17 protein-coding genes are annotated in these 17,614 nt (G+C 46.8%); 7 read left to right on the forward strand and 10 right to left on the reverse strand.

Annotated elements, in window-relative coordinates; all coding sequences use genetic code 11:
* Window positions 1-203: 203 nt before the first annotated feature.
* The 9 genes from QI63_RS07335 to QI63_RS07375 all read right to left on the reverse strand — a co-directional run bounded on the left by QI63_RS07335 (window position 204) and on the right by QI63_RS07375 (window position 9,387).
* Window positions 204-758 carry a DUF2715 domain-containing protein gene (locus QI63_RS07335; RefSeq protein ID WP_044015144.1) on the reverse strand — a complete coding sequence of 185 codons (555 nt, stop codon included), beginning with the start codon at window positions 756-758 and terminating at the stop codon, window positions 204-206.
* Window positions 759-844: 86 nt separating this feature from the next.
* Complete coding sequence (locus tag QI63_RS07340) at window positions 845-1,267, reverse strand: ATP synthase subunit K (RefSeq protein ID WP_044015146.1); 423 nt, start codon at window positions 1,265-1,267, stop codon at window positions 845-847.
* A gap of 54 nt (window positions 1,268-1,321) precedes the next feature.
* On the reverse strand, window positions 1,322-3,262 hold the full coding sequence (locus QI63_RS07345; RefSeq protein WP_044015148.1) for a V-type ATP synthase subunit I: 1,941 nt from the start codon (window positions 3,260-3,262) through the stop codon (window positions 1,322-1,324).
* Complete coding sequence (locus QI63_RS07350) at window positions 3,259-3,876, reverse strand: V-type ATP synthase subunit D (RefSeq protein WP_044015150.1); 618 nt, start codon at window positions 3,874-3,876, stop codon at window positions 3,259-3,261. Before QI63_RS07350 ends, QI63_RS07345 begins: the two co-directional genes overlap by 4 nt.
* Before the next feature lie 31 nt (window positions 3,877-3,907).
* Window positions 3,908-5,227 (reverse strand): V-type ATP synthase subunit B, encoded by a 1,320-nt coding sequence (locus tag QI63_RS07355; RefSeq protein WP_016522223.1) that lies wholly within the window; start codon window positions 5,225-5,227, stop codon window positions 3,908-3,910.
* The gene (locus QI63_RS07360; protein WP_044015152.1) at window positions 5,208-7,001 is read right to left on the reverse strand and encodes a V-type ATP synthase subunit A; all 1,794 of its coding nucleotides are present in this window, start codon (window positions 6,999-7,001) and stop codon (window positions 5,208-5,210) included. Before QI63_RS07360 ends, QI63_RS07355 begins: the two co-directional genes overlap by 20 nt.
* Window positions 6,998-7,543: a hypothetical protein gene (locus QI63_RS07365; RefSeq protein ID WP_006187904.1), complete on the reverse strand. Its 546-nt coding sequence runs from the start codon at window positions 7,541-7,543 to the stop codon at window positions 6,998-7,000. Before QI63_RS07365 ends, QI63_RS07360 begins: the two co-directional genes overlap by 4 nt.
* Window positions 7,544-7,546: 3 nt before the next feature.
* Window positions 7,547-8,161 (reverse strand): ATP synthase subunit E, encoded by a 615-nt coding sequence (locus tag QI63_RS07370; protein WP_044015156.1) that lies wholly within the window; start codon window positions 8,159-8,161, stop codon window positions 7,547-7,549.
* Window positions 8,162-8,331: 170 nt separating this feature from the next.
* Entirely contained in the window at window positions 8,332-9,387 is a 1,056-nt protein-coding gene (locus QI63_RS07375) for an aldose epimerase family protein (RefSeq protein ID WP_044015157.1), read from the reverse strand.
* A gap of 338 nt (window positions 9,388-9,725) precedes the next feature.
* On the opposite strand from QI63_RS07375, the gene QI63_RS13135 reads away from it, so the two are divergent.
* Window positions 9,726-9,923, forward strand: coding sequence for a hypothetical protein (locus QI63_RS13135; RefSeq protein WP_044015160.1), 198 nt, complete (start codon window positions 9,726-9,728; stop codon window positions 9,921-9,923).
* A gap of 137 nt (window positions 9,924-10,060) precedes the next feature.
* Here the strand turns inward: QI63_RS13135 and dxs are convergent, their stop codons facing one another.
* On the reverse strand, window positions 10,061-11,932 hold the full coding sequence (gene dxs, locus QI63_RS07385; protein WP_044015161.1) for a 1-deoxy-D-xylulose-5-phosphate synthase: 1,872 nt from the start codon (window positions 11,930-11,932) through the stop codon (window positions 10,061-10,063).
* A 605-nt stretch (window positions 11,933-12,537) separates the two neighbouring features.
* On the opposite strand from dxs, the gene QI63_RS07390 reads away from it, so the two are divergent.
* From QI63_RS07390 to QI63_RS07420, 6 genes are all read left to right on the forward strand, one after another.
* Window positions 12,538-12,921 carry a VOC family protein gene (locus QI63_RS07390; RefSeq protein ID WP_044015163.1) on the forward strand — a complete coding sequence of 128 codons (384 nt, stop codon included), beginning with the start codon at window positions 12,538-12,540 and terminating at the stop codon, window positions 12,919-12,921.
* Window positions 12,922-13,094: 173 nt separating this feature from the next.
* Entirely contained in the window at window positions 13,095-13,658 is a 564-nt protein-coding gene (locus QI63_RS07395; RefSeq protein WP_052185507.1) for a YbhB/YbcL family Raf kinase inhibitor-like protein, read from the forward strand.
* Between the two features lie 71 nt (window positions 13,659-13,729).
* The gene (locus tag QI63_RS07400; protein WP_044015165.1) at window positions 13,730-14,338 is read left to right on the forward strand and encodes a Type 1 glutamine amidotransferase-like domain-containing protein; all 609 of its coding nucleotides are present in this window, start codon (window positions 13,730-13,732) and stop codon (window positions 14,336-14,338) included.
* 182 nt (window positions 14,339-14,520) lie between these two features.
* Entirely contained in the window at window positions 14,521-14,895 is a 375-nt protein-coding gene (locus tag QI63_RS07410) for a hypothetical protein (RefSeq protein ID WP_044015169.1), read from the forward strand.
* A gap of 114 nt (window positions 14,896-15,009) precedes the next feature.
* The gene (locus QI63_RS07415; protein WP_006188636.1) at window positions 15,010-15,945 is read left to right on the forward strand and encodes an acyl-CoA thioester hydrolase/BAAT C-terminal domain-containing protein; all 936 of its coding nucleotides are present in this window, start codon (window positions 15,010-15,012) and stop codon (window positions 15,943-15,945) included.
* A gap of 946 nt (window positions 15,946-16,891) precedes the next feature.
* The gene (locus tag QI63_RS07420) at window positions 16,892-17,605 is read left to right on the forward strand and encodes a zinc-binding dehydrogenase (RefSeq protein WP_235619654.1); all 714 of its coding nucleotides are present in this window, start codon (window positions 16,892-16,894) and stop codon (window positions 17,603-17,605) included.
* Window positions 17,606-17,614: the final 9 nt, after the last annotated feature.

Raw genomic sequence — 17,614 nt, forward strand, 5'->3', positions numbered from 1 at the left:
TGTTTTTGGAAAAAAAGTGAAAAAAAATATGTGAAAAGATGGCGATGTTCCAGAGCTCGTGGACTGTACCGACTACGAAAATATTCTCTGCACGGTCGAAAAAGCCATGACTGAAGAACTTTGAAAACTTTGGACAGTTAAAAAAGGCAGGAGCATAGGGTTCGGTGAACAAAAATGCTGCTTCATCAGCATAGTTGATAATACTACAGTCTAAAAATAGGCCCTATTTTGACGGTAAAGGCATTTGTTAAAAAAGACGGAAACCCGATTCCAACCATATCTGTTGCTGTTATGTTTAAGCCGCTTTTTTTATTAAAAAAACAAAAAAAGCCTATATTAATCGGCATACCCACTTGCAACACCTGCGGATATCCCCAGGTTAATCCGATCCCTGTTAAAAGATTAATGTACAAGTTCTGTGTAGGCTTGAAAGTATACCCTAGCAGAGAGCGGGATATAAAAAAGAAAGAAGGAACACGTATTTGGTCATCTGTAACATACGCAGGACCGGCTGCGAATCCGGCATCTTCAATATAGGTAAAGCCGTTGTTCAAAATAAGTCCAACCGTAAATTCAAGGTAACCGTTGTGAGCCTTAAAATAATTGATATTCTCCGATGAAGGATCGATAGGATTTTTCACTGTAAAGGCATTGGTATATGTATATCCCACGGAGGGTGCCAAAATTATATCATGACCTGCAAACAAGCTTGAAAGAATAGCGACAGCAAAAAAACAGAATACTATATTTTTTTTCATGTGCATTTTTCCTTAGGGGAAATGCAGCGCTGACTAATTCCGACACGGAATAGTCAGTGCTGCTTTAAGTAATTAATAGCTACGGCTTAGCAGTTAATCAGTCCGAAAACCATAACGAACAACGCGACGGTTTCGCAAAGACCGACAACGGTAATGTACTGACCGAAGCCCTTACCGGTTTCCGCAAGCGCATCAGAACCTGCTGCGGAAGCCTTGCCCTGGGCAATAGCGGAAGCTGCAATACCGAGACCGCACGCAACACCGACACCTAACAGGAACCACGGATCCGCTTTTGAAGTAAGCATTGTGTTCATCAGCAAGAAACCGTAAATAGTCTGCGTGAGCGGGGCGCCTGCAAATGCGAGGAGGATGAAGGGAGCCGGTTTATTATTCAAATAACACCGCTTCCATGCTCCGATTGTGCCCTGTCCTGCGATAGCAAGCCCTAATGCCGATCCGAATGCCGAAATACCGAGTGCAGCTGCTGCACCAAACATACCAAAACTCATTGAAATCCTCCAAATTGATAATCTACACGATAAGAAGTTGTTCTTCTTATTTAATTATTCTGCAAAAGGTTCGTATTTGAACCCTGCCCACGTTAGCCCGACATGGTTTGAAAACTCTAATGTATTAAGCCGCACTCCGTGTACGATGACCGAAAGTACGTTCATAATATAGTTTAAACCGTGTCCGAAGAATAACAGCAGCACACCCAAAAAGATGAGGAAGCTGCCGAGTGCCGGCCCCGCCATCTGGTTGACTGTCGCGCTGATTGCAGAACCTGCAAGCCCGACTGCCCAAAGGCGGATATAGCTCATAATATCGGCAAAGACGTTTACCACCCCTAAGAACATCGTGATGATATTTTTAAGGCTGTCAACAATACTCTGCCCGATACCGGTTTGATAATTTGAAAAAATAAAGTTGAGCGCAAATCCGCAGCCGATCGCAATAAGTACCGGCTGATTAATCTGATACCGCTCACGACTGACAACAAGGCTTAACACCACGACATACATACCGCACAGCATTGCAATCGAACCAATGTGCCCCAGTATTTGCGGGGAACGGATATTCCGCACAATCGAAATAAGATGTCCGATTGTCAGCTGAATAAGACCGAGTGTAAAGCAGAACTGCATCAAGTTGGCATTCCTGACAGTCGCCTCAGTCGCGTTCGAGATAGCCGGTATGGATAGGTTTTTCAGCCATGCGGGGATGTACTCCACCGAGATGCCGAACCAGTTGCAGGTTGCCGTTCCCCAGATAACGGTGAGGACACCGAGGTAGAGGAACATCTGCATGGCGAGCGGAGCGGGCTGCTCCTTCGCTTTTGCTTTGACGATTCCGATCAGCGACAAGATCACGAGGATGCCGCCGTAGCCTGCATCCCCAAAAATCATCGCAAAGAAGATACCGAAAAAGAGCAGGAACCAGAGCGAAATATCGGGTTCGCGGTAGCCCGGCACGGTACCGAGGAAGTCCGTCAGCGGGGTAAGCAGCTGCACAAACCGGTTATGCCGCATTGCAGTCGGGACGGCATCTTCTTCAGCAGGATCATCTGCAATAAACGCCCAGCCATTTGCCTTTGCAAGCCCTGCAAAATCCGCTTGTTTTTCAGCAAGGATATAACCGGAAAGCCGCGCAAGCCGGATCGGCTCTTTTTCAGCATTTCCGGCTGCAGCATTTGCAGTATTGCCGGATGCGGCAAGCGTTACCGAGCTATCGGTACCGGAAGCAGCCGCCGTATCTTCCTCAAGCGGGATTACTTCCATACCGGCATGGACGGTTTCAAACTCAATCTCTTTTGCAAGCTTTTTTGCCTCTGCCTTTAACGGTGCAAGCAAGTCCGTCCGCGCCCCAATCCGAGCCTTGAATGAAGGGAGCCGCTTTTGTAAGCGTTCTTTTTCAGCCTTCATTGCAGAAAGCCGCATCTCCGGTAAAATAAGCGGAGTAAAATCGGACGGCAGGTCTGTAGGCACGTCAGCAGTTTCGGAAACAATCGCAAAGCGTACCGTTTTTTTGCCGCCTACAAGTCTCACCGTTTTAACCGTTTCGGGCAAGGCTGCGTAGGATTTTTCCGAAAGTTCGCCCATCGTCAAATAGATGCCATTTTCTTCAAAGCTGCGTATATCTTCGGGATCAAAATCACCCCAAGAACTGTATGCTTCGATGTCGCCGGTTAGCTTATTGATTGCAGCCCGTGTATTTGATTCTTGGTCTTTAAGCTCAAGAATTTCGTCAACTGCCTGCAATAAGTCATTTCGGTTCAATGTGAGCGGTCCAGTCTTTGTTTTTTCAGCTTTTTTCGGCTGCGATTCGGTAATCAACGCTTCCGCTTGCTGAACTCTCGCATACGTGTTCTGCAATTCCGTCAAGGTATCGCTTGAAGCGGCTTCCTTCTCAATATGCACCGCACCGAAGTTCCGCAGTGTTTTTAACGCCGCCTTTTTCTGAGAATCCAGCACAAGGAGCGTCAGTTTTTTCATCGGTAAAATCATGCTGTCTCCTCCTCATCCGAAGCGTTCTTTTCCAAGTTTTTCTTGGAAATCTTCCCGCGCACAACCGCCGCTACCTGCTGATCTCCCAGATACACGGAAATTTTTTTGATGTTCCGCTTTGTTTCCGGTATCTTTACCTTTTCAAACAAGTTGACCCGCTGCGTTGTGGTACGCAGTTCGTTGTTGAGCCGTGCAACCTGTTCGTCGAGGATTTGGGCTTCAAGATCGAGCGATAAAACCCGCTCCATCCGGTCGCAAGCAATATCGAGCCAGAGCGGCGTTGTAAAAAGATCGTAGCTGCTGCGTTCAAAGTCCGCCCCGGAAAATACCGGTATCGAAACACCGGCAATATTTCCCGTCGAAGTACGCACTTCTTTCACTTTGAGGATTTCAGGCGTAAAGACTCCCGCTTCACCGAAGACGGCAATCCACTGCTCAAACTCCTTGTGCAGCGCGTCTCGGTTCAGCCGAACCTCTTTTGCATGCATCTCAATCGTGCGGATTTCGGTTTGCAGCTGCTGTTTTTTAAGCTGAAGCGTCGGCAAGTACCGCTGGAACATCTTAAGCGATTCTTTTTGATTTTTCAGCTCGTTTTTCGTCAGTTTAATAGCCATCGCTATTCCTTATAATATAGAAGGAAACGCATTAATCCGCGGAGGGATTGTTCTGCGCATCCTTGGGCCAGAAGGTTTTGATCAAATCGGACTTAATACCGGTTTCCTCAGGAGTAAAGCAGGACGAAAGAATCTTCCATCCGTTATCGAGCGCTTCCTCAAGCGGAATGTTTACCGACAAATCCATCATGCGGGATTCAAAAAGCTCACCGTATTTCAGCAGCTTGCCGTCCCATTCGCTCATCATAAAGCCCATAGACTTTTTCTCAAGCGTGTCCTTGTAGGAAGCATAGAGCTTGATCATATTATCCATGAGCGCACGGTGATCTTCACGGGTCTTGCCGTTGACGTTCTGCTTGAGACGGGAAAGACTTCCAAACGGTTCGATGCGTCCGTGTTTAAGGTAGAACTGACCTTCGGTGATATATCCGGTGTTATCGGGAACGGGGTGCGTTACGTCGTCGCCGGGCATGGTGGTAACGGCAAGAACGGTAACCGAACCTGCATCGTCAAAGTCAACCGCCTTTTCGTAGCGGGCGGCAAGCTGGCTGTAAAGGTCGCCGGGATAACCGCGGTTTGACGGAACCTGCTCCTGTATAATGGCGATTTCCTTCATCGCATCGGCGAAGTTGGTCATATCGGTTAAAAGGACGAGGACATCCTTGCCTTTGAGTGCAAATTGTTCACCGACTGCAAGACACATATCGGGGATCATCAAACATTCTACCGTCGGGTCGGCGGCGGTGTGTACGAACATCACCGTGCGGCTCAGCGCGCCTGCTTCTTCCAGCGTGTCCTTAAAATAGAGGTAGTCGTCGTATTTCAGTCCCATACCGCCGAGTACGATGACATCAACCTCAGCCTGCATTGCGATACGTGCGAGCAGTTCGTTGTAGGGTTCACCGGAGCTTGAGAAAATCGGCAGCTTCTGGGAAACCACGAGGGTGTTGAATACGTCGATCATCGGAATACCGGTTCTGATCATCCGCTTTGCCATAATACGCTTGGACGGGTTTACGGACGGACCGCCGATTTCTACCATATTATCTTTGAGCATCGGGCCTTGGTCGCGCGGCTCTCCCGAACCGTTAAAGATACGTCCGAGTAAGTCATCGGAAAAGCTTACCTGCATTTCCCTGCCGAGGAAGCGTACTTCATCACCGGTGGAAACACCGCGTCCGCCTGCAAATACCTGCAACGAAACAAGCCCTCTATCCAGCTTATTGACCTGCGCGAGCGAGGTGCCAAAGCTTGTCTGAACCTGCGCAAGCTCACCGTAGGACACATCTTCAGCCTTGACGGTTATAACCGAACCGTTAATGGATTCAATCTTACTGTACACTTTCTTCATGATGTGCCTCCGCTTCTTTTATGAGTTTTGCCGCTTTTTCATCCAGCCCAGTTGCCTTATCGGAAAGCGCCCCGGTAATAGCTGCTTCGTGCTGCTTAAATTCCGGCGATTCCCACGGCGAATAGTTATAGTCGATAAAGGACTGGCGCAGCTTGTTAAAGTATGCGCGGGCTTCATCCTTGGTATTAAAGGAGAACTGAGAGCCCAATATGCGCAGGATCAGTTTGTAAATATAACGCTGACGCTCTACGGAAACGGCATCGTCAACCTTATCGAAGGAGTTTTGCTGTAAATAAACCGCGTCGAGGAAGTCGCCCTTCAAGTAGACGATAAAGTCTTCCATACTGGTACCTTCTTCACCGACAACCTTCATCATCTGTTCGACCTCGGTACCGCGGCGGAGCATTCCTCTGCCGTATTCCACCTGCGCTGTGCCGAGTACGCTCGGGTATTTTGACCATGAATCGAGCGGGTGGATGGCGGGATATTTACGGGCATCGGAGCGTTCGCGGGAAAGTCCGTGGAAGGCACCGACAACTTTCAGCGTTGCCTGCGTAACCGGCTCTTCAAAGTTACCGCCTGCGGGGGAAACCGTACCGCCGATCGTTACAGAGCCTTTGCTGCCGTCCTTTAAGCGGACAATACCGGCGCGCTCATAGAACGCTGCAATGTAGGATTCCAAGTAGGCGGGGAAGGCTTCTTCACCGGGGATTTCTTCCAAGCGTCCGGACATTTCGCGCAAGGCCTGCGCCCAGCGGCTGGTGGAGTCTGCAAGGAGCAGAACGTCAAGCCCCATCTGGCGGTAGTATTCGGCAAGGGTTACGCCGGTATAAACCGAAGCTTCGCGCGCCGCAACCGGCATCGACGATGTATTACAGATGATAACCGTCCGCTCCATCAGGGTGCGTCCCGTGCGGGGGTCGATCAATTCAGGGAATTCTTTTAAGGTTTCTACAACTTCACCGGCGCGCTCACCGCAGGCGGCGATGATTACGATATCAACCTCTGCGTTACGGCTGGTTGCGTGCTGTAAAACGGTTTTACCGGCGCCGAACGGCCCCGGAATACAGTAGGTTCCGCCCTTTGCTACCGGGAAGAAGGTATCTACGGTGCGGATTTTGGTAACAAGCGTTTCGGAAGGCTTGAGCCGTTCGGCATAGCAGTCGATTGCACGCTTTACCGGCCAGCGGAAGCTCATTGTAAGCGGATACTTTTTTCCGCGTTCGTCGGTTACTTCCGCAATGGTTTCGTGTACGGTGTACTGTCCTGCCGGTTTAATGGAAGAAAGCGTGTATGTGCCGTACATACCGAAGGGAAGCATAATCCGGTGGGTAAAATTCCCCTCCGGCACCGTTCCCAGCACATCGCCGCGCACGAGTGTATCGCCGACCTGTGCAACCGGTGTAAAATCCCATTTTGCTTCGGTAGAAAGCGCATTCAAATAGATACCGCGCTCCAAAAAGTAGCCCGCCTTTTCTGCAAGGTCGGGGAGCGGGTTCTGCAAACCGTCATACACTCTGCCGAGCAGCCCCGGCCCAAGTTCAACCGACAAGAGATCGCCGGTAAACTCAACTTCATCACCGACGCGGATACCCTTGGTAATTTCGAATACCTGCATCTGAGCAACGGAGCCGCGTATACGGATGATCTCGCTCTTCAATTTGGTGTCGCCGATATGGACGTAGCCAACTTCGTTTAACGTAACCAGACCGTCAAACTCAACGCTGACCATATTCCCGTTAATACCGACTACCTTTCCTTTCGTTCCTCTCATATCTTTTCTCCGAGAATTTGTGTATAAATTGAGTGATATTCTGTGCGGCCGGTTTCCATCTTAAATTTTGAAGCCCGTTCGCTCAACAGTAATACAATTCCATAGCCGAAAACCGCTTCGCTATCAAAGAAATGCAGTTTCCGCAGCTGATCTGCCGCCGCAAGCCGCGCATTCAGCAAATACCGTTCCGCCGCTAAGGGATCATCGATGTTGGAAACCCCGCGCACAATAGCGCCGATATCAAAGGCGGAAGCGGGTGTTTCTGCCGGAGCAATCCGCTCATCCCGTTTCAGCTTTGCAGCGCGCATTTGTTCAAGCGCAAACCGCAGCTCTTGTTCAAACGCATACCATTCGTTCACCACAGCAGAAGCCGTATGGACAGCTTCGCGGGGCGGAACAAGTGTTAAAGATTCCAGCACGGCGGCATCTTTTTCAGTTAAAAACCGCAGGGCAAGCTCTTTAAATTGCGCGTAAGAAAGCGGCGGATCGGTGTGCGGCATAATTGACGGCAGCTGAGCCATCAAATAATAGTATGAAGCCACTCCTTATAACTCCTTTACCGCATCCTTCAACAGGCGTGCAGCGCGTGAGCTGATATAGGCGGAGAACAAATCGGCGACTGATTCCGCAGAGAAATCATAGTATGCCGAACCGTCCTTTACCCCGATTCTAAAGCCGCCTGCAAGCTGTGCATCGGATTTAACCTCGATGCCTTTTTCAACTTCTTTCTTAAACGCAGCAAGCAAAGCGCTTTCCAGCTTTTGCGCATCTTCGGGAGAAAGAACAACGGAAATATCGGCTTCGTTTGTTTTAATCCAGCCCTTGACCGCTTCGGGAATCAGCGCCTTGAGTACATCGCTGTTATATGCCGCTGCGGTTTCCGCTTTGATGAGGGCATCGAGAGAAGCGGTAACTCCTTCTCTAAAGGCGATGAGCGCATTGCGGCAAGCCTGTTTAACGGCAGCCTCCGAAGCGTTTGTAAACCGTTGGGATTCGACTTCAGTCTTCTTCAACAAGGTTTCAGCCTCTTTTTCCGCATCCGCAACGATAGCCTTTGCCTTTTTCTTCGCTTCGGCAATGATACCCGCAGCTTGCTGTTCAGCAGAAGCAATACCGTCCTGCTTGATCTTTTCAACAAGATCCTGTAACTGAACTTCCATAATCAACTCACCTCTCTTATGTATGTATCGTCATATTGTTTGTATCGATTCTATAACAGGCTCAATCAGTTTCTATTATATCAATCTCAACTATAAGTATAGCATTTATCCGGTATCGTTATAACCCCGATAGTATCTATTCCCAATTGTGCGCTGTTTACTCCTTACCGCTAAACGGTAAAGCGCCACTGCGTTTCGTGCCGATATACTTCGCCGGGATGCACCCATACGGAAGGGAATTCAGGACGATTGGGCGAATCCGGTATATGCTGTGTTTCAAGGCACACAGCAGAATGTTTATTGTACACATCGCCGTTCTTTCCCTGCTCTCCGTTTAAAAAATTTCCGGTGTACATCGTAATTGCCGGCTGTGTTGAATAAATACGCAGCGCCCTGCCTGTCGCCGGCTCCGTTACAACCGCAGCAAGCGGAACGTTGTCCGTGCTGTCTGCATCAAGCAGCCATGTGTCATCATAGCCGTTTTTCAATTGAGCAAAATCCTGCGATAACAGCTTCGGCGTACGGAAATCGAACGGCGTCCCTGCTACCGGCACCAACTTACCGGTCGGTATAAGCAAAGCGTCAACCTCTGCATAACAGCTTGCAAAAAGCTGTACTTGATGATTCAAAGCCGAAATATAGCCGCCGTCCGCCTCCATTCCGGCAGGATTGAGATTAAAATAGGTATGGTTTGTCAGATTGATTGGTGTTGTCTTTGTTGTATGAGCTTCGTACCGAAGCGTGATAGTATTGTTTTTGTTGAGGGTATACGAAACGGTCAGCCGAACTTCACCGGGAAAGCCTTGCTCTCCGTCGGGGCTTATTCTGGAAAAACGGATGCCCGCCTCATCGTTGCCGGAAATAGGTTCCGCTTGCCACAGCTGCCGGTCATACGCAGGATAGCCGCCGTGCAGACAGTGTTTTCCGCCTGAATTACGGGTCAGTGTATAGCATTTTTCTTCTATAGAAAAGCGGGCATTTGAAATCCTGCCTGCACATCGTCCGACAATAGAACCGAAATGAGGTTTATTGCGGATATATCCTTCGAGCGTTGAATAACCGAGCACGATATCGTCATATCCGCCCTTTGCTGCGGGTAATAAAATCGCGGTAATACAGCAGCCGTAATCGATTGCCGAAAACGACATTGTGCCATTAGAAACCGTAAAAATCGATACCGCATCTCCCGATGACAGCATCCCGAACCGCTCTTTCTTTACTTCCATAATACCTGCCCAAAGTTACCTGCAAAAAAAGCAAATGCTTGTATTTATTGTACAAGCATTTCCACAAATTTACAAGGATGCTTTTGAAAATATGCAGGGGAAACGCATCAGGCCGTTTTTTTAACACCCCCGCGGAAAAATTGAGACTATTCGACCAGAACTGCCAAGGATGGCAGTAGTTCCATACAGCAGCGATGTTTTGTGCGTACACAAAACTCGCCTTCAACTGTTGTACACGGATGTACAACAGTTGAAGATGGTTCAAATGGTCTCACAGTCTCAATTTTTCCGCGATTTTTATCTATTTTGCCTGATGTGTTTCCCCCTTTGCTGGAAAAATGTGCGAAATTTTATTTCCTCAAAATGCAACAGTTGAACAAAATATGAATTTTGGAAACTGTTGCATTCGTGCGCGAAAAGCGCACACATCAATACGCAAGTTTTCGAAAGAAAACTTGACGGTTAAGGTGAGCGGCATCCGTGCCGCCGCTCAACGTATCATTACCGCCATGGATGGCGGGGTAGCTAAGCAGTAGCGATGTTTTTGCGTGAGCAAAAACTCGCGTCCAGCAGTGTACACGGATGTACACTGCCGGACAGGCTATTTGCAAAAGCGCTGGGGGCGGCGCATCTGCGTTTTAAAAGGAGGGCTGTGCGATTGCTGTTTCGTATCTTAACGGCAGAGACTCGCTGCCGTTTTGGCAAGCTGCTCACCGGTTAGTCCGGCGCATTCAAGGACATCCTGCCGCGAGCCCTGCATAAAGACCATGTCGGGAAAAGCGCATACTGCGGTTTTTATGTCTGAAAGTTGTTTTTGAACCAGACCTTCCAGATAATGCCCGACGCCGCCGATATATGCGCCGTCTTCGATAAAGAGTACGGCTGGGTATTTTTGGGTTTTTTCCAAGAAAAAAGCTTCGTCGATGGGTTTTAAGAAGCGGAGATTGTATATATCAGCGGATATCCCTTTTTGTCTAAGGAGTGCTGCCGCTTCGGCTGTTTCCGGGTATATACCGCCGGTACATACCAGCAGTACATCGCTGTGTTCCGCCGTTACGGTGAACACGCCGCGGCCGGTTTCCATCGGAAGCGAAAATGCAGGGCATTCCGCTGCGCATGTATTTTTAGGGTACCGTATTGCAACCGGTGCATCCAACTGCAATGCCCATTCAAACATCGCCCGCATTTCCGCTGCCGAGGCGGGAGCAAGCACCGTCATATTGGGAATACTGCGTAAAAAGCAGATGTCATAGAGACCTTGATGGGTTTCGCCGTCATAGGGAACCGCTCCCGCACGGTCTATCGCAAAGATAACCGGCAGTTTTTGCAATGCAACGTCATGGATGATTTGGTCGATTGCCCGCTGCAAAAACGTACTGTAAATGGCTGCGATAGGCCGTAAACCGGCTGCAGCAAGTCCGGCGGCAAAAGTTACCGCATGCTGTTCGGCAATGCCGACATCAAAAAAACGATCGGGAAACTGCTGCTGGAACTGCTGGAGTCCTGTCCCCTGCGCCATTGCAGCGGTAATTGCGGCAATATCGTCCCGTTTTGCCGCCTCGTCAGTGATAATATGAGAAAATGCTTCGGTAAAAGAGTTGCTACTCGCTTTTTCAATTTTCCCATCGGCAATATTAAACGGTCCGATACCGTGGAAAGCGGAAGGATCGTCTTCTGCGAGCGGGTAGCCTTTCCCTTTCTTTGTTTCAATATGAATAAGCACCGGTGCATCAATATTTTTGACATTACGGAATACTTTTTCAAGTTCTTTTTCGTTATGCCCGTTCAGCGGCCCGACATATTCAAATCCGAGATCGGTAAAAAGATTGTTCCTGTAAAAAATCCCCTTGGCGCCCCGCTTTAACCGGTGAATCAAAAAGTTAATACGCCTGCCTAAAAACGGAATTTTGCCGACAGCGGTATCAAAGATGTACTTAAACTGCTGGTATCCTTTCCGCACGGTTAAACGGCTGAGGTATTCTGAAACGGCTCGTATATTCGGAGAAATGGACATCTTATTATCGTTAAGGATAACAACCAGATTCTTTGTATACGGGGTAACATTTAGGAGTGCTTCAAAGGCCATGCCGCCGCTTAAAGCCCCATCACCGATAACAGCGATAACCTTTCCGTTTTGGTGCTGCAGCTTTCGCCCGATAAGAATCCCCTCGGCGGCCGAAATTGAGGTGGAGGCATGTCCCGTATTAAATGCATCATGGGGGCTTTCTTCCCGTTTTGGGAATCCTGCGAGACCGTCCTTTAAGCGGAGTGTCGAAAAATTATCATACCTTCCGGTTAGGAGCTTATGAGGATAGGATTGATGCCCCACATCCCAGATGATTGCATCATTGGGACTTGAAAATACCCGATGCAGCGCAATGGTTAATTCAATAACTCCGAGGTTACTGGCAAGATGTCCACCGTTTGCGCCTACCGTTTCCAAAATAATGCTGCGCATCTCATGCGCTAATATACGAAGTTCCTCTCTTGAAAGAGATTGCAGGTCTTTCGGTTCTCGTATTGATAAGAGTACGTTTTTATCCATGTATATGTTCAGTGAACTGCCGGGTACATAAAAAAAGGGCTGTGAAGATACTCAACAAAGCCCTTTCTCACCGTAATAAAAGCGATAGAACAATACGCCTGTAATAATCTTGCAAAATCACAAAACATCCCTCTTATATACTTTATACACCGGTATGCCGGTATAATCGAGAAGGATACAAGATTATTGAAAACCTCTAAAAAGCGTAATGATATTTTTAGAGGTTACTTGTTCTTATGTCTATTCTTTCGAAGCTTCTTCTTTCGTTTATGCGTTGCTATTTTCTGTCGCTTCCGTTTTTTTCCGCAGGGCACGTGAACACACTCCTTATTTATAAAGATAGCAGATAATAGCCGAACAGCAGTAAAAAGTCAAGGCAGCCGTTTTTTCTTGTTTTTTTATACCAGAGTAGGGGAGGAACAGAGCCGCGACTCTCTCAGATGGAGGAAAAAAATAAAGATTGAATAGATTGAAATTACCATGGCATATCTTAAAATAATGAAGAAATGCACAAATAGTGCTGAATAAATATTGAAGAAATGCATAAAATCCGCATAATAAGGAGGTAAAAATAATTACCCCGATGACAATTACGGAAGCCGAAAATGAAAATTGAACATATTGCCATGTATGTCAATGATTTGGAAAAAGCAAAAGACTTTTTTGTTGACTATTTTGGCGGACATCCCAATACCGGATACCATAATAAAACGACCGATTTCCGCTCATATTTTATCACCTTTGATGAAGGTGCACGGCTGGAAATTATGAAAAAGCCGCATGTAGCTGATTGTGAGAAAACACTTGCGCGTACAGGCTATATCCATATTGCATTTTCCGTCGGAAGCAAAGATGCGGTTGATGCCTTAACTGAAAGGCTTAAAAACGCCGGATACGAAGTTGTAAGCGGGCCGCGGACAACCGGAGACGGATATTATGAAAGTTGTATTGTCGCATTTGAAGATAATCAAATTGAAATAACGGTGTAACCTGGTATATGCTAACGGCATTGAATATCAAGATTACGGTAGCATAATCCATGAGTATTTTATCATCAATCCTCAATCATCACTGTGTAAGACTATTAAAACAGCCTGATGTGTGTACCCGAAGCAACCGTTTGGCATCTTGACTTAAAATGCCTTTGTCATAAAATATTGGTATGAAACATATCTATACGAAAATGCTGCCATTTATGGCGGCGCTGATTGTTATTTCCTGCGGAAGCTGCTCAAGTAAAGACGAAATCAAGCCGCTTACTGAAGGAGGTTCTATGAAGTTGACAAGCACGGCTTTTGCCGACGGCGAAAAAATGCCCCAAGAATTTGCAAAACTCGGAGCGAATCACATTCCTCCGCTCGAAATCGACGGTGTACCGGAGGGTACAAAGAGTCTTGCGATTATCGTGCACGATCCGGATGCGCCGCTTCCCGGCGGATTTTATCATTGGACGCTGTGGAACATTCCGCCGCAAACAACGTCGATCGGAGAAGGTAATGTGCCATCGGATGCCGTCGAAGGCGAAACAAGCTGGGGTACGAGCGGCTACAACGGGCCTCAACCGCCGTTTGGGACGCACCGCTATATTTTTTATCTCTATGCGCTCGATATGAATCTGAGTCTTCCGGCGGGCAGCAGCGTAAAAGAGCTTAAAGCCGCGATTAAGGGGCACGCAATCGAAGCTGCTTCACTTACGGGTATGTTCGGTGCTAAGGATAACCCCTGACCAAAGCAGTGAAAAATTATCCGTATATTATAATGATCTAAACCCATCATTCACCGAGGGGGTGTAGAGAAATGAATTTATTTTTGTGCTCACACTTTTCGAAAGTAGGCGCTCTTCTTAAAGATCTCATTGCGGGGAAAAGAGTTGCTTTCATTCCCACTGCATCGATACACGAAGGGTACACAGGCTATGTAGGGTCAGCCCGTACATTATTCAAAAAATTAGGAGCCGAGCTGACTGAAATTGAGATTTCAACTGCAAACGCTTCCGATATTACGCAGGTGTTTGATGCAGCAGATATTATTTATTTTACCGGCGGTAATGCATTTTTCCTTATTGATCAATTGAGGAAAACCGGTACGGATACGTTGCTAAAGCAACAGCTGGAAAAAGGGAAATTATTTATTGGGGAATCAGCAGGCGCTATTGTATGTGCTCCGGAGCTTTCTTATATTGAAAAAATGGATCCTATTCCGGAAAATTATTCTCAGAGTGATTATGCCGGATTAGGACTCATCAATTTTTATGTGCTACCGCACTATCTTACCGCACCATTCAAAAAAGTTACCGCAGACATTATGCAGTCATTCTCAAAGATCGAACTATGCGCTATCAATAATGCACAAGCTCTTAGTGTTAAAGACGGAGTACGGAAGCTGGTGAGTGTAGAGAAAGAGTAAAATACAAGTATGGCATTTGATGCGATGAACGCCGCCACTATTATCAAACACAGTGCGGTGCGCAGCGTTATAACGAAATCAAATTTACCCGTAGCGGACTATTCCGTTAATCCATACACCGGATGTATACATGCGTGTAAATATTGTTATGCGTCTTTTATGCGAAGGGAGAATATTGATTTATGCTTTCAATATTAGGTGCAGTATTATTTGGAGTTATAGCGATTATGACAGTTCTTGTTGCTTGCGGTTTGCCTTTGGGCGAATTTACAATGGGAGGACAACATAAAATCTTACCTAAGAAATTGAGAGTTGCGGCAGTCATTTCAGTGGCTATCCAAATTTTTGCAATGATAATTATTTTGCAAGCCGGAGGTTTTATTTCCTTGTGGTTGTCTTTTAAGGTTACTAAATATATTTGTTTCTTCTTTGCCGCTTACCTATCTTTGAATACTATTATGAACATGATTTCAAAAAGTAGGAAAGAAAAATATGTTATGACTCCGCTTTCACTTATAGCCGGAATATGTTTTTGGATAACGGCATTTCAGATGTAGTATGTAAAATGAGGATAATCTACAGTGCGTCAAATTGGAAAAATATGAGAAAAGTGATATAGTAGGATGGACGAGAAATTGACAAATTTGAATTTGAAGAGGAGAAACTTTCCCATGAAGAAAGAAATCAAAACAATAGAGAAAGATGGATATAACGGCGTATACTGGCCGAATCCGAACGGCAGTAAATATTGCATGATTGCCATGCTTGGTGATGATACAAAAGACATGATGGCAAAGGGTGGCGTCAAATGGCTTCAAAAGAAAGGTCTGAACGTCCTCACAATGTCACCGGCCCCAAAAGATTACGGTCACCATAACTATCCACTCGAACGTTTTGAGAAGGCACTTGCATTTCTGAAGACGATGGGTAATGAAAAAATCGGTATTATGGGTGCCTCGACAACTGGTATGCTTGCGCTTGTCGCAGCGTCATGCTTTTCGGAAATAACGCTTACGATAGCCATTTCTCCTTCTGATTTTGTGATGGAAGGTTTTTATCAGGATGGGAAAGACGGGGCTCACGAACGTCCGGGAGACGGAGAGTCATCTGTTTCGTATCACGGTAAGCCGCTTCCTTATCTGCCCTATGCGTATCGCCATCCGGAATACTGGCAGAAAATATCTGAGGAATCCAAACGGCGCGGCGCGATGGTTGCCAGTCGCGATTTGTTCGATGAATCGGAGAAAAGGCATCCCGTGCAGGAAGCCGAGAAAATAAAGGTGGAGAATATAAAGGGCCGCATTCTGCTGATTGGTGCGGAGGATGATGTACTTTGGGATACCTGCAAATACATTCGTAGAATGGAAAACAGGCTGAAAGAAAGGGACGCGGATAACAGTGTAGTTCTCATGACCTATGAACATGGAACGCATTTTATATTTCCGCAGACCATGTTAACAGGCATTCTTCCCGTGGGTTCCGGGCTGTTTATCAGCATGGCTTTTAAGGAGGCAAAGCAGTATCCGAAAGAGTGTAAGCAGACGAGGATTGATGTTGATGAGCGCTTATCGGAGGAACTAAAGCAGTGGATAAATTCAGCTTCATAAATCCCGGTTTGTCGAAGTAAAAAATCAAATAGGATATTACCAAGAGGAAGCAAAAGCAAATTGCCGATACTTCCTTTTTTGTTGTCAAAAATTCAAAAAATGGAAAGGAGGCATGATAAAAACTAAACGAACAAGCGGTAATGTGATGGACTGAAGTGATTCAGCGGAACCCGGGCATAAGTTCGCCATTTTTAGTAAGGGCATGACCCTTGTAAAGGAGTTGTTACGATTAGAAAATACGAGTGAAAAGTGATACCCTAGTTTGACGGGACTGGGGAGCCGGTGGAAGGCAGTGTTTTTCTTCGAACAAAAAGTTCGGTAAGGAGTTTGTGTCAAAGCCGGCCACCGTATAACAAAATGCGGCTTGCCTCTGGGCGAATTTACAATGGGCGGGCAACATAAAATCTTACCTAAGAAGTTGAGAGTTGCGGCAGTCATTTCGGTGGCTATCCAAATTTTTGCAATGATAATTATTTTGTAAGCAGGAGGTTTTATCTCCTTGTGGTTGTCTTTTAAGGTTACTAAATATATTTGGGCATCTCTAAAAACTCGGTTAGATTTTTAGAGATGCCCGACGAGTTTTAATTTAAGTCTTTATATCGCAATGACTTAAATTAAAACATCGCAACTTAAATCTAAGGAAAACCTCTAAAAACTGAGGTTTTTAGAGGTTCCCATTTGTTTCTTCTTTGCCGCTTACCTATCTTTGAATACTATTATGAACATGATTTCAAAAAGTAGGAAAGAAAAATATGTTATGACTCCGCTTTCACTTATTGTCGGAATATGTTTTTGGATAACGGCATTTCATACCTGTATATGATGCTGCCGGTGTTTGTCTTTTGCGTCCATATTCATATCCTCCTATCTCTCATAAAATCTCGATTCAAAATAGTGGGAACTTCTAAAAACTTCGTTTTTTAGAGGTGCCCTTATCATCAGAAATTTGCTTGTCAGACCTTGGCGTTGGGGCATGGGACGCAGCTTCAATGGCAGCTATGCCGAATACGCCCTGCTGCCTGCTCACCACGTTTTTGCAATACAGTCCGATATGACATGGGCTGACATTGCCGCCGTTCCCGAAACCTATTTTACCGCATGGGGTTCTCTGTTCCAATGCCTGCGTTTACAAAAAGACGACACGCTGCTTGTCCGGGGCGGCACCTGCGCTCTCGGTTACGCTGCTATGCAGATTGCAAAAGCGATCGGCTGCCGCGTTGCTGCCACAACACATAGTGAAAGCAAACTGAACCTACTGAAAGGGGCTGGTGCCGATGAATGCATCTTAGATACCGGCAATTTATCTGAAACATATAATGCCCGCTTTACCAAAGCGCTGGAACTGGTTGGCTGCAAAACCTTACGTGATACGCTGTGGTGCATGGCGGCGGGCGGCATTGTGTGCAATACGGGCGTACTCGGCGGTGTGTTCGCACTTGAGCATTTCGCCCCCATCCAAGAAATTCCGAGCGGTGTGTATCTTACCGGCTTTCACAGCAATTTTCCTACGCAAGCCGACATCGATTCAATTTTCAGCTTTTTAACCGAGCATACCTTACAGCCGCTCATCGGTGCACACTTTGCGTTCCACGATATTGCCCAAGCCTGCGCTGCATGCGACGGCGGTAAGGTAAACGGGAAAATCGTTGTGGAGCTGTAAGGCGCGTGC

It is taken from the genome of Treponema sp. OMZ 838 (genome assembly GCF_000775995.1).
Lineage (GTDB): Bacteria > Spirochaetota > Spirochaetia > Treponematales > Treponemataceae > Treponema.